This is a genomic window from Variovorax sp. YR266, from assembly GCF_900107295.1.
GTDB lineage: Bacteria > Pseudomonadota > Gammaproteobacteria > Burkholderiales > Burkholderiaceae_C > Variovorax.
Genome location: NZ_FNPM01000025.1, coordinates 1 through 12,687 on the forward strand (window position 1 = coordinate 1; position 12,687 = coordinate 12,687).

A 12,687-nucleotide genomic window follows, 5' to 3' on the forward strand; every position below is an offset into this window, starting at 1 on the left:
GGGCATTCATGGCGAGTGCCATTCCACATGCTGCGCCAGGTCTTCGACATCTGATCGTTCAGCTGCGGTCAAGAGGGCCGTGAGCTGACGCTTACAGCTTTTCGAGGATCCGCGCTAGAAAAGCGCATGCCTGAACCTCGCGGCCGTCGCCACCCTCTGTTCCTCCGGCTGACCAAGCCGATCGATCCTGTCTACCCAGATGCCGTGACGCCCGTGGCCTGGGACGACGACGAGCTGCTGGAGGAAGCGGAGGGTGACAGATCGCGCCGATGGTGATGCTGTCGGCTTCGTATCTTTCAGCCTGCAGTGGGTCGTCGATGCCTTCGCGGAAGCGGATGAGAAAGTCGAGTTGGAGGTGGAACTCGACCAGGCGTGGATAGCCCCGGCTTTTCGCAGACGAGGGTGGGATGAGACGGCGGTGATCGCCATTGCGGAAGCCGTCAAGCGGCACATCGACCACGTTCAGGCAACGACGCGGTGGCCACGAGATTTCATCGCTCAGCTTGAACTGACGGTGTGCGCCGATCTCTACAGCAAGAGCGGAGAGGCTCTGCTCAGCAAGTGTGCCGACTACGTCGCGATGCAGTTCGAGCTCTACCCGGCGCCGCAGCGACTGGAGGTGTCGAGGATCGTGCTAGACGGGCGGTGGTAGTCGTTCGATGTCGCGCTGTCGTCCGAACGTTGGTCGCACCGCGTCTAGAGGCGTACTGCTCAGGGGCGTTGGTTATCCCTGGTAGGACCGAACCCCGGCGGGCAAGACGTCCTCTTCCCCTCGACTTCGCTGACCGTTTGCTGGGCGGGAAGTACGGGGACTCGTATGAGACAGGTCCAAAATCTGAGCACAACAAGATCAGAAAATGGGGCGACCGCACATTTATCGATCCGCCGAAAAAGGATGAAGCAAATGACTGATGTTTTTCTTGTCCACCACGTGCATCAACTTTCTGATGGCGAAGAGGACGTCAAGTTGCTTGGAGTTTTTTCGTCAGAAGAGAAAGCGACGCTCGCAATCGATAGTGCCCGCAAGCTGCCAGGTTTCTCGGAAGCGCCTGATGGCTTCAGTATCGACAAGTATCAGGTTGACAAGAGAACGTGGACAGAGGGATTCATCACGATGCAATGAGCCAGTCGCTAGCTTTGAACATCGTCTCGGATGGGCGGTGACAAAAAAGCCGCCCGCAGGCGGCCTTCCTTCGGCAAATGGATGCAGGTCTATGGGCCTCACCCAATGCCGGACTCGACGTAAAGAATTCTTCGGGCTCGGTGTCCCTTGTGCTACGTGCGCCTGTCCTCTAGAACTCGAAAGGTGATGTTGTCGCCCGACACCTGCTCAATCGACATCTTCAGGTTCCGGAACGTGATGGTTGAGGCGTTGCGTGGATAAGTGAGGTTCTGAAAGAACGCCACGCGCGCCAAGCCTTCAGGGCTGAACTCGCGATAGGTAAGGTTGATCGCGCTGTCCGTGATGCCGGTGAACAATATTTCGTAGTTAACGAATCCCTTGTTGGTGTTCACCCTCGTCTTGGGCTGGCGAATGAGTGTGCCATCCGGTGGGGAGATCTGCAGTGTGTAGATCACCATGACGTGATCGCCGTTCATACCGGGATTGGTGGCAACAACTCGCGGAAGGAGCTTTCCATCATCGCCGAGAAGGGCCGCTTGGTATTGGATGGGATTGGATTGATTCGCGACTACTTGGTAGTCTTTCCCCTCAACAGCCATGCGCCCCTTTACTTGGTAGCTCTGCCCTTCTAGGAAAGCAAGGTTCACCGGGCCGCCGGTCATCGTGAATGACTTGTTGGGCGTGGCGGATGGCTCTTCGAAAGAGTCCTCCCAATAGTCCTGGACCTTCACCATGGGGTCGCCGACATTCACGGTGAGCGGTTTGCCAACCTCGTAGTTGCTCTTCAGCACGTGTTGATTGCCCAGGTTCCGCACCCCCTCGGGTCGCAACGGCGCAGTACATGCTGTCAAGGCCACGACCGCGGCCAAGATTCCAAATGCCTTCATTTCCTCTCTCCTCTCAGGCTGCTGACTATAACTTTTCGTTACAGCGCCTGCTTGGGCAAGAACCCTGCTACTTGTGGGGAGGAGAGAAGAACCGCTCGATGTCCGCGATGGTCTGCTCGATGAGCGCTGTGTCCTCCGGATGCTCGACCAGATCGACCAGCAGGTTGGCCAAATTCTTTCGAAGAGTCGGCCGCTGCTGAGCGGCGATCTCGGCCAAGTACTCCACCAGCGCCCGCACTGACGGCTCTGCATCAGCTCCGACGAGCTTGAGCGGCGACCGCTCGGTCTTCGGCCCCTTGCCGGTCTCCAGCCATTCCGGGGAGACGCGTAGCGCCCTGGCTATGGACACGAGTTCCCGCGGCCGCTGCCTGAAGCCCGATTCGATGTTCCTGATCGAGCTTTGGGACACGCCCACTTCTTCTGCCAGTTGCACCTGGCTCCAGCCTGCGCGTCGGTGGACGCAGCAGTGGCGGCAAGGGCAGCCACTACGTGGGCGGCCGGCGCAGGTAGACCAACTGGGCCCGAACGAGGGGCGAGCGGGAGGAGAGGCCTTGGGATGCCTCTCACCTTGAGCCGCTCTGCCACGTCTCGGGGCCGAGTCTGGCGACCATGGATGAGAGCCATGAAAAAGCCCGCACGAGGCGGGCAAGGGTAGCCCTAAGGAGGGAGGAGGAAGAAAACAGCGGGCTACCGAAGTGAATTCTATTGTATTAATTCCGGACCGGGCCACATCCTTGGTGCTCTCGCCGCATTTTGGTGCGAACAGGTTTCACTCACTTCTCACACGAATCGAAGCCCTGAATCCGAAACCCGCATGGATAAAGGCCTCGCGGGCGATTCTTCGAGGGTTCAAATCCCCTCAGCTTCACCGTATTCTTCAAGGCGATCCCTGCTGAGACGTTCCCTGCGTTATCAGGCTCCGGGACTCAGTAGCACTGAAACAAAACACCTTGCTCCGCAGGCGCCTTGCCAAGCCAACGCGGCGTCTTGCTTCGCGCGTCGCAATAGTCCGAGGCTTGAACGTAGGTCATGGCACGCAGTACGCCTTCGCGAACTTGCGTCACCTCGTTGGGGGGGGTCGAGCAGCCGGTGAGGACCAGGGCAAGCGGAAGCAGTGTGCGCCAATTCATCGGGGCATTCTAAGTAAGACCACCGGGATCGTTCGAACTCCGCCCGCGGTCGGGATAGAGATACTGAAGTACTTACCGGACTGGCCGAACAATTGCCGCGCCAGTTGCTCCGGATCTTCGCCCTTGTGCTTTTCGTAGAGCACGGGCCCCCAGATGATGAAGCCGTCGATGCTGAGGCTCCTCGGGGAAGGCTCGATGGCCTTCCATGCATGTGCGAACTTCGAGATCCAGGCCAGCGCTTCCTTGAGCGCATGATTGGGCGGGGTGGTTGTTTCCTCGGTAAGAGACATGGCGGCATCCTTTGTTAAAAGACTGTACAAATATACAGTAGACTATGCCCATGGACACATCGTTTTTTCCACCCATCCGAATTTCTCCTTGACGGGTAAACCGTCCCCCGCTGGTCAACCTGTGCGGGGGCCTTGATGCATGCCAAGCAGATAGGCTTTCAAGCCCAGCCTCACAGCTGGGCTTTTTTTATGCGCGGTTCGCGAGGCCCTGTGCAAGCCCGCTTTTTTTCGCCGGAACGCGGGGCTATAGTCGGCCAGCACTGTCACATTGCAGTCACTGCAGTTTCCAGCTGCCTGCCCAGATCCCGATAAGGACGCCCGTGCCGGATTCCCTGACTTCCGAGTTGACCAGCTATTACGACACGGTGCCCTATGACTCGCATCCGTTTCCACAGTCAGCGATGGAGCATCTGGAAGCCCTGGCATTTCTCTTCGGGCTCGATGCTCCGCCTCCCGCGAAGGCCCGTGTGCTGGAGCTCGGCTGCGCGGCCGGCGGCAACCTGATTCCCTTCGCGGCACGCCACCCCGAGGCGCGTGCAATCGGCATCGATCTGTCGCCGGTGCAGGTGGCGCAAGGTGCGGCGGCCATCGGGCGCGCCGGGCTGTCGAACATCGAGCTCAAGGCCTTCAACCTTGCGGACATCGACGCTTCGTTCGGCCAGTTCGACTACATCATCTGCCACGGCGTCTACAGCTGGGTGCCAGGTCCGGTGCAGGACGCGATCCTGCGCATCTGCTCCGAAAATCTCGCGCCCACCGGCGTGGCCTACGTGAGCTACAACGTGTACCCGGGCTGGAAGGCGCGCGAGATCGTGCGCGACGCGATGATCCTGCGCGGCGGTCCGCGCGACACGCCGGAAGAAAAGCTGTCTTACGCGCGCGGCATGCTCGACTTTCTCGAGCAGTCGGCCCGCGCCGACAGCGTGCTCAAGAAGACGCTCGAAGAGGCGATGCCGATCGTGCGCAATGCCAACAGCTCGTACCTGCTGCACGAGTTTCTCGAGCCCTGCAATGCGCCGTGCTATTTCAAGGAGTTCGTGGCGCGAGCGGATGCCCACGGCCTTGCCTACCTGTGCGACGCTGAGCCGTCCACGATGTTCGTGCAGAACTACGGCGACAAGGTGCGCGATCCGCTGCTGCGCGAATGCGGTGGCAGCCAGATCATGATGGAGCAGTACCTCGATTTCCTGGTCAACCGCACCTTCCGCCAGACCCTTCTGGTCAAGCAGACGCAAGCGGCGCACATCCGCTACAAGCTGGACCCCGCGCGCATCCGCTCGCTCGAATTCGCCGGCATCTTCAGGGCCGACGACGGTGGGGCGCTCATGCTCGATGCCCGCGAGCAGCCCTGCAGCGCAATGCGAGGCCTGAAGGTCACGCTGCGGTTGCCGGTGCACAAGGCGGTGGCGCAGTTGCTCGACACGCGTTATCCGGCATCGATCTCTGCGTCGGCCCTCATCGAGGCCGCCTCCGGGCTCACGGGTCAGCCGCAGGCCGCCATCGAATCTGCCGCGATGGCGATGCTCGAGGAGCTGCTGATCCTCGGCGCCCTGCGCATCCGGCGCACGCCGGTGTTCGCGGCCGACGTGGTCTCCGGTTTGCCGCAAGCGCTGTCCGCGGTGCGAGGCGCTTCGGGTCTTGCGTCGGGCGTCGGCGCCACCGCCAACACCTGCAACCAGTGGCACGAGCCCGTGGTGCTGACGCTGCTCGAACAGAGCCTGCTGCCGCTGCTCGACGGCACGCACTCGCACGACGCGCTGGCCGAGCACCTCGAAGCGGAGGTTCGAAGCGATCGCCTGCGTTTCGTCAAGGACGACAAGCCGCTGACTGACCCGTTGGCAGTCAGGGAATTCGCCCGCCAGCAAGTCTCGCTGGCGCTCGACGGCCTGCGCCGCAAGGCGCTGCTCACGGGCTGACCCGTACGTACATCACCGTTTTTCTTCAACACACTCAAAGAGGAGATACCTGCATGCAACAAATTCACTGGACCCCGAAGCTGCGCGCTGCCGTCGCGGCGGTGCTCGCGCTGGCGGCGGCCGGCGCGTCGAATGCCGCATCGGTGGCGCCCGTTGCTGCCGAGCACGGCATGGTCGTGAGCGCGCAGCACCTGGCGAGCAAGGTCGGCGTCGACGTGCTCAAGCGCGGCGGCAATGCCGTCGACGCGGCTGTGGCCGTGGGCTACGCGCTGGCGGTGGTGTACCCCGCTGCGGGCAACCTCGGCGGCGGCGGTTTCATGACCGTGCAGCTGGCCGACGGCCGCAAGACCTTCCTCGACTTCCGCGAGAAGGCACCGCTGGCCGCCACGGCCAACATGTACCTCGACAAGGACGGCAACGTCATCAAGGGCCTGAGCACCAATGGCCACCTCGCCGTGGGCGTGCCCGGTTCCGTCTCGGGCATGGAGTACGCGCGCGAGAAGTACGGCACCATGAAGCGCGCCGACCTCATCGCCCCCTCGATCCAGCTGGCCGACAAGGGCTTCGCGCTGGAGCAGGGCGACATCGACATGCTGTGGACCTCCACCGCCGATTTCCAGAAAGACCCGGTCTCCGGTGCGATCTTCCTGAACAAGGGCCAGCCCTTCCAGGTCGGCCAGAAGCTGGTGCAGAAAGACCTGGCGAAGACGCTGAGGGAAATCAGCGCGAAGGGCCCCGACGGCTTCTACAAGGGCTGGGTCGGCAGCGCCATCGTGGCGTCGAGCCAGGCCGGCAAGGGCATCATCACCCAGGCCGACCTCGATCAGTACAAGACGCGCGAACTCGCGCCCGTCGAATGCGACTACCGCGGCTACCGCGTGGTGTCGGCGCCGCCTCCCAGCTCGGGCGGCGTGATCATCTGCGAGATGCTCAACATCCTCGAGGGCTATCCGCTCAAGGACCTGGGCTTCCGCTCGGCCCAGTCGGTGCACTACCAGATCGAAGCCATGCGCCACGCCTACGTGGACCGCAACAGCTACCTGGGCGACCCCGACTTCGTGAAGAACCCGCTCGACCGCCTGCTCGACAAGGGCTACGCCGAGAAGATCCGCGCCGTCATCGATCCGAAGAAGGCCGGCGTCTCCAAGGACATCAAGCCTGGTGTCGCGCCGCATGAAGGCAGCAATACCACCCACTACTCGATCACCGACCAGTGGGGCAATGCTGTCTCCGTGACCTACACGCTGAACGACTGGTTCGGCGCCAAGGTCACGGCCGCCAAGACGGGCGTGCTGCTGAACAACGAGATGGATGACTTCACCTCGAAGATCGGCGTGCCCAACATGTACGGCCTGGTGCAGGGCGAGGCCAACGCCATCGCCCCGGGCAAGCGTCCGCTAAGCTCGATGAGCCCGACCATCGTGTCGAAGGACGGCAAGCCGGTGTTCGTGGTCGGCACGCCCGGCGGCAGCCGCATCATCACGGCCGTGCTGCACACGATCCTGAACGTGGTCGACTACGGCATGAACGTGCAGGAAGCGGTGGACGCTCCGCGCTTCCACCAGCAATGGCTGCCCGACGTCACCAACGTCGAGACCTTCGCGCTGAGCCCCGACACGCGCAAGATCCTGACCGACATGGGCCACAACCTGGGTGTGCCGCAGCCGGCTAACCACCTCGCGGCCATCATCGTCGGCGCGCCTTCGCTGGGCGGCAAGCCGGTCGGCAACAACCGCTTCTACGGTGCCAACGATCCGCGCCGCAACACGGGCCTGGCGGCAGGCTACTGATCCTGCGGCAAACTAGAAGGCGGTCGTGCCCTTGTCGGCGCGGCCGCTTTTTTCATTTTTCATGCATCTGCAAGACATCCTCTATACCCAGGGCTTCGGCACGCGGCGCGTGTGCGCGGGCCTCGTCCAGCAAGGCCACGTGACCATCGAGGGCCAGGCTGTGACCGACCCCTTCGCCGATCTCGACCCCGAGGGTCTTCACTACACAGTCCAGGGCACCGCGTGGGCGTACCACGAGAAGGCCTACCTGATGCTGCACAAGCCGGCCGGCACCGAGTGCTCGCAGAAGCCCTCGACCTATCCGAGCATCTACACGCTGCTGCCGTCGCCGCTGCGCCTGCGGCCCAACAAGGGCGCGGTGCAGGGCGTGCAGGCCATTGGCCGGCTCGACCAGGACACCACCGGCCTGCTGCTGCTGACCGACGACGGCCAGTTCATCCACAAGATGGGCTCCCCCAAGCACCACGTGCCCAAGGTCTACGAGGTAACGTCCAAGCATCCGGTGGACGAGGCGCAGATCGCCAAGCTGCTGGCCGGCGTGGTGCTCGACGACGACCCGAAGCCCGTGCGCGCCGCCGCCTGCGAATCCGACAGCCCGCTGCACCTGCGGCTCACGCTCACCGAGGGCAAGTACCACCAGGTCAAGCGCATGCTGGCCGCGGTCGGAAACCGGGTCGAGGGGCTGCACCGCTCGCGCATCGGCGACCTGGCGCTGCCTGACGACCTTGCGCCGGGGCAGTGGCGCTGGCTGACCGCCGACCAGGTTGCCGCCCTGCGCGCGCCGGCCAAACCGGCCAAACCGCCGAAATAAGCGGAACAAAGCGCCCCCTGACGGTCAGCCAGTCCTAAGGCTCGACCGTTAATCTCGCCAAGCTCTCTCCCGGAACCTTCCCTTGCGACTCCCTGCTCGACCGAACGGCCGCATCGCGGCTTTCCTGTTTTCCTGTCTGACGGCCATGGCGGCATTCCCCGCCGCCGCCGCCGCGCCGGCCGAACTTCCCCCGATCTTCGTGCTCAACTCGCTGGACGCCAGCGTGAGCGTGATCAATCCCGTCGACTGGACGGAAAAACAGCGCATTGCCACCGGCAAGGAGCCGCACCACATCTACATGACGCCGGACGAAAAGTCGGTCATCGTGGCCAATTCGGCGGGCGATTCGCTGACTTTCCTGAACCCCCGCACGGCGGAAGTGCAGCGCGTGGTCTATGGCATCATCGATCCGTACCAGCTGCAGTTCTCGCGCGACATGAAGTGGTTTGTCACGGCCGGCAACCGCCTGAACCACGTCGACATCTACCGCTGGGACGGCAAAGACCTGAAGCTGGCCAAGCGCATCGCCAGCGGCAAGACGCCCAGCCACATCTGGATCGACAACACCAGCACCATCGCCTACGTGACGATGCAGGACAGCGACGAGATGATCGCCGTCGACCTGCCCACGCAAACAGTCAAGTGGCGCGTTGCCACCGGCACCATGCCGGCCGACATCTTCGGCGTGCACAACGACAAGACCCTGCTGGTGGGCCTGACCGGCAGCGACGGCGTGCAGGTGTTCGACGTGGCGGGCGCCGAGCCCAAGCTGGTCGGCAAGATCCCCACCGGCAAGGGCGCCCACGCCTTCCGCTCGGCCGGCGACGGCAAGAGCGTGTTCGTGAGCAACCGCGTGGCCAACACCATCAGCCGCATCGACCTGGCGACGCTGAAGGTCATCGCGACCTATCCCGTGCCCGGCGGTCCCGACTGCATGGACCTGTCAGCCGACGGCAAGACCCTGTACGTGACCTCGCGCTGGATCAAGAAGCTCAGCGTGGTCGACCTGGCCAGCAACAAGGTCGTGCGGCAGGTGAATGTCGGCCGTTCGCCGCATGGCGTCTGGACGCTCGATCATGCCAAGCGCATCTAGCCGCATCGGCGCGGCCCTCGCGCTGTCGCTGGTCGGAGTCGTGGCTCCCGTCGCCTGGGGGGCGACACCGGGCGCCACCTGCGAAAAGCCCGTCTACCTGACCTTCGACACCGGCCACATGGGCGTCGCTCCGCTGGTGGCCGACGTGCTCAAGCGGCAGGACGTGCGCGTCACCTTCTTCGCCGCCGCCGAGCGCACCCAGACCGATGGCGACAGCCTCGACGACCACTGGGCGCCCTGGTGGAAGGCGAGGGCGGCCGAAGGCAACGAGTTCGGATCGCACACCTACGACCACGCGTACTGGCGCGCCGACGTCAAGAGCACGCCGCCGAGCTTCCGCATCAAGCCCTCGGCAGGCCCGCAGGACGGCAAGGAATCGACCTGGAGCGCGGCCGAGTACTGCGCCAACATCCGCAAGTCGTCCGACCGGCTGGCCGCCATCACCGGCAAGAAGCCGCTGCCGCTGTACCGCGCGCCGGGCGGCAAGACCTCGCCCGCGCTGCTGGCCGCCGCCGAAGGCTGTGGCTACAAGTACGTCGGCTGGGCGCCCGCCGGCTTTCTCGGCGATGAGCTGCCGAGCGAGAAATTCAGCAACGCCAAACTGCTGACGCAGGCGCTCGACACCATTCGCCCCGGCGACATCCTGCTCGCGCACCTGGGTATCTGGTCGCGCAAGGACCCATGGGCTCCGGCCAACCTCGAGCCGCTGATCGTCGGGCTCAAGGCCAAGGGCTTCTGCTTCCAGACACTGCGCCAGCACCCGGACTTCCGCGCCTGGATTGCATCTCACCCCTGAACGAGTTTTCGCCGTGATCGATTGGCTGACAGACGCTTTTTCCGCCATGCAGGGCTGGTTCTTCGAGGCCGCCGTGCAGCCGCTGGTCTACGCCGTCGGCCTCGGCGGCTGGACCGAGGATGCCTTCGACGCGACCGGCTGGCTGCTGGTCGGCGTCATCCAGATCCTGGTGCTGCTGGCGATCATCGGGCCGCTGCAGCGCTGGCGATCGGTGGAGCCGGTGGTCGACCGCCACGCGATCCGCATCGACATGCTCTACACGCTGATTCACCGGCTCGGCCTGTTCCGGCTGGCGATCTTCTTCACGCTGCAGCCCTTCTTCGACGATGCGATGGGCAGCCTGCGCACGGCGGGGTGGGGCACCTTCCACCTCGACGAAGTGTGGCCCGGCGTGACCGATGTGCCGGTGGTCGCCTTCGCCATTTACCTGGTGGTGCTCGACTTCGTCGGCTACTGGATCCACCGCGGCCAGCACCAGTTCAACTGGTGGTGGGGCCTGCACTCGCTGCACCACTCGCAGCGCCAGATGACGATGTGGAGCGACGACCGCAACCACCTGCTCGACGACATCGTCCACGACACGCTGATCGTCATCGTGGCGCAGCTGATCGGCGTCGCGCCGGGGCAGTTCATCGCCTTCGTCGCCTTCACGCAGCTCAGCGAAAGCCTGCAGCACGCCAACCTGCGGCTGAGCTTCGGCGCCATCGGCGAGCGGCTGTGGATCAGCCCGCGTTTCCACCGGTTGCACCACAGCATCGGGCTGGGGCACGAATCGAACGGCAGGAGCACGCTCGGCGGCCACAACTTCGGCGTGCTGCTGCCTTGGTGGGACATGCTGTTTCGCACCGCCAACTTCGAGGACCGCTACGACCCGACCGGCATCCGCGACCAGGTCGAACCCAGCGCCGATGGCCGCGTGCGCGAATACGGGCGCGGTTTCTGGGCCCAGCAGTGGCTCGGCCTGAAGCGAATGGTCGGTCGCGGTTGAGGGGCTCCGGCCCCTGAACGGCTCGTCCGAGGCGTTATCCTCGCTGCTCAATGCGCCTGCTCCTCGACTCCTTCTGGCGCGCGGTCGCCTATTGCATGCTGCCGCGCGTGATCGTGCTGTCGCTGCTTCCTTTGGGGTTGATGGTGGTGCTGGCCGCGGGGCTCGGTTATTTCTACTGGGACTCCGCCGTGACCTGGACACGCGGCGCGCTCGATGCCTGGCCGCTGCTGTCGAGCTTCTGGGCCTGGATCGGCCGTCTTTTTTCGGGTGACGTCACTTTCGCGCTGGCGTCCCTGGTCGTGGTGTTCGCCGCCACGCCGCTGATCGTGGTGGTCTGCCTGCTGATCGTGGCCGGCTTCATGGCGCCTGCGCTGACCAAGCTCGTGGGCGAGCGGCGCTTTCCCTCGCTCGAGCAGAAAAAGGGCGCTTCGTTCTTCGGCAGCGTCGCGCGTTCGCTCGGCGTCACCATCCTGGCGCTGATCGCCCTCGTGGTGTCGATGCCGCTGTGGCTCATACCGCCGCTGGTGCTGATCCTGCCGCCGCTGATCTGGGGCTGGCTCACCTACCGCGTGATGAGCTTCGATGCGCTGGCCGAGCACGCCAGCCCCGAGGAGCGCGCCGCGCTGCTGCGCGCGCACCGGCTGCCGCTGCTGTGCATCGGCGTGCTGTGCGGCTACCTGGGCGCGGCGCCCAGCATCGTCTGGGCATCGGGCCTGCTGTTCGCCGCCGCCTTCTTCGTGCTGGTGCCGATCGCCATCTGGATCTACACACTGGTCTTCGCCTTCTCGGCGCTCTGGTTCGCTCACTACTGCCTCGACGCGCTCGCGCGGCTGCGTGCCCAGCGCGCGGTGGCCGAGGCATCGGCCGCCAACGGCACAACACCGGCCCTCGAAGCCGAAGAGGCCAGCAAGGCCGCTCTTTCCCAATGGGGTTCACCATGACACGCGCATTCGGTCTCATCGTCGTCGGTGACGAGATCCTTTCCGGCAAGCGGGCCGACAAGCACATGGCCAAGGTCATCGAGCTGCTCGCCGCGCGCGGCCTGCAGCTGAGCTGGGCCGAATACGTGGGCGACGAGCCCGCGCGCATCACGGCCGCGCTGGCGCGCGCCTTCGCCTCGGGCGACATCGTCTTCTCGACCGGTGGCATTGGCGCCACGCCCGACGACCACACCCGCCAGTGCGCCGCCAAGGCGCTGGGCGTGCCGCTGGCGCTGCACCCCGAGGCCGAGCTGCTGATCCGCGAGCGCATGCAGGACACCGCGCGTGAGCAGGGCGTGCCCTACGAGCCCAACCGCTCCGACAACGTGCACCGGCTCAACATGGGCGTGTTTCCGCAAGGCGCCACGCTCATCTACAACCCGTACAACAAGATCCCCGGCTTCAGCGTTGGCGACGTGCACTTCGTGCCGGGCTTTCCCGTCATGGCCTGGCCGATGATCGAGTCCGTGCTCGACGGCCGTTACGCCGAACTGTTTACCCGTAATGCCGTCGCCGAGAAGTCGGTGATCGTTTTCGGTGCCATGGAAGCCACGCTGACGCCGCTCATGCAGGCCATCGAGGCCACCCACGCCGGCATCAAGGTGTTCAGCCTGCCGAGTGTCGATCACCCCGAATACGGCCGCCACATCGAGCTGGGCGTCAAGGGTGACCCCGGCCGGCTCGATGCCGCCTATGTCCAGCTGATCGAAGGGTTGCACACCTTTGATGCCAAGCTTGGTCCAGAATTGGTGCGTTAATACTGAACGCACCATTTTGGTGAAATTCCGCCTTCATTTGGGGTTTGCGGCGGCCACTAAAGCCTCATCGAGTGAGGTGACAATGGCACAGAAACTGCATCCCTCGTCCCTGTATTCCTAACCAC

13 protein-coding genes are annotated in these 12,687 nt (G+C 64.1%); 10 read left to right on the top strand and 3 right to left on the bottom strand.

Going from position 1 to position 12,687, the window contains the following annotated elements:
• Positions 1-253: 253 nt before the first annotated feature.
• Both BLW48_RS33765 and BLW48_RS33770 read left to right on the top strand, forming a co-directional pair.
• On the top strand, positions 254-652 hold the full coding sequence (locus BLW48_RS33765; protein ID WP_093180041.1) for a hypothetical protein: 399 nt from the start codon (positions 254-256) through the stop codon (positions 650-652).
• Between the two features lie 252 nt (positions 653-904).
• Positions 905-1,123 (top strand): DUF7336 domain-containing protein, encoded by a 219-nt coding sequence (locus BLW48_RS33770; protein ID WP_218137565.1) that lies wholly within the window; start codon positions 905-907, stop codon positions 1,121-1,123.
• 152 nt (positions 1,124-1,275) lie between these two features.
• Here the strand turns inward: BLW48_RS33770 and BLW48_RS33775 are convergent, their stop codons facing one another.
• The 3 genes from BLW48_RS33775 to BLW48_RS33790 form a co-directional block, all read right to left on the bottom strand.
• On the bottom strand, positions 1,276-2,010 hold the full coding sequence (locus tag BLW48_RS33775) for a hypothetical protein (RefSeq protein WP_093180044.1): 735 nt from the start codon (positions 2,008-2,010) through the stop codon (positions 1,276-1,278).
• Positions 2,011-2,077: 67 nt separating this feature from the next.
• Entirely contained in the window at positions 2,078-2,740 is a 663-nt protein-coding gene (locus BLW48_RS35980) for a helix-turn-helix domain-containing protein (RefSeq protein WP_256331064.1), read from the bottom strand.
• Positions 2,741-3,136: 396 nt separating this feature from the next.
• Entirely contained in the window at positions 3,137-3,430 is a 294-nt protein-coding gene (locus BLW48_RS33790) for a hypothetical protein (RefSeq protein ID WP_256331065.1), read from the bottom strand.
• Between the two features lie 320 nt (positions 3,431-3,750).
• On the opposite strand from BLW48_RS33790, the gene BLW48_RS33795 reads away from it, so the two are divergent.
• The 8 genes from BLW48_RS33795 (at position 3,751) to BLW48_RS33830 (ending at position 12,562) form a co-directional block, all read left to right on the top strand.
• Positions 3,751-5,346, top strand: coding sequence for a class I SAM-dependent methyltransferase (locus BLW48_RS33795; RefSeq protein ID WP_093180047.1), 1,596 nt, complete (start codon positions 3,751-3,753; stop codon positions 5,344-5,346).
• 53 nt (positions 5,347-5,399) lie between these two features.
• Positions 5,400-7,136: a gamma-glutamyltransferase gene (ggt, locus tag BLW48_RS33800; protein WP_093180049.1), complete on the top strand. Its 1,737-nt coding sequence runs from the start codon at positions 5,400-5,402 to the stop codon at positions 7,134-7,136.
• A gap of 61 nt (positions 7,137-7,197) precedes the next feature.
• Positions 7,198-7,947 (top strand): pseudouridine synthase, encoded by a 750-nt coding sequence (locus BLW48_RS33805; RefSeq protein WP_093180071.1) that lies wholly within the window; start codon positions 7,198-7,200, stop codon positions 7,945-7,947.
• A gap of 82 nt (positions 7,948-8,029) precedes the next feature.
• Complete coding sequence (locus tag BLW48_RS33810) at positions 8,030-9,040, top strand: YncE family protein (RefSeq protein ID WP_093082778.1); 1,011 nt, start codon at positions 8,030-8,032, stop codon at positions 9,038-9,040.
• The gene (locus BLW48_RS33815) at positions 9,024-9,836 is read left to right on the top strand and encodes a polysaccharide deacetylase family protein (protein ID WP_093180050.1); all 813 of its coding nucleotides are present in this window, start codon (positions 9,024-9,026) and stop codon (positions 9,834-9,836) included. The genes BLW48_RS33810 and BLW48_RS33815 overlap by 17 nt, the downstream gene beginning before the upstream one ends.
• Before the next feature lie 13 nt (positions 9,837-9,849).
• Positions 9,850-10,824, top strand: coding sequence for a sterol desaturase family protein (locus BLW48_RS33820; RefSeq protein ID WP_093180052.1), 975 nt, complete (start codon positions 9,850-9,852; stop codon positions 10,822-10,824).
• A 50-nt stretch (positions 10,825-10,874) separates the two neighbouring features.
• Positions 10,875-11,765, top strand: coding sequence for an EI24 domain-containing protein (locus BLW48_RS33825; RefSeq protein WP_093050187.1), 891 nt, complete (start codon positions 10,875-10,877; stop codon positions 11,763-11,765).
• Positions 11,762-12,562 (top strand): competence/damage-inducible protein A, encoded by an 801-nt coding sequence (locus tag BLW48_RS33830; RefSeq protein WP_177142504.1) that lies wholly within the window; start codon positions 11,762-11,764, stop codon positions 12,560-12,562. The genes BLW48_RS33825 and BLW48_RS33830 overlap by 4 nt, the downstream gene beginning before the upstream one ends.
• Positions 12,563-12,687: the final 125 nt, after the last annotated feature.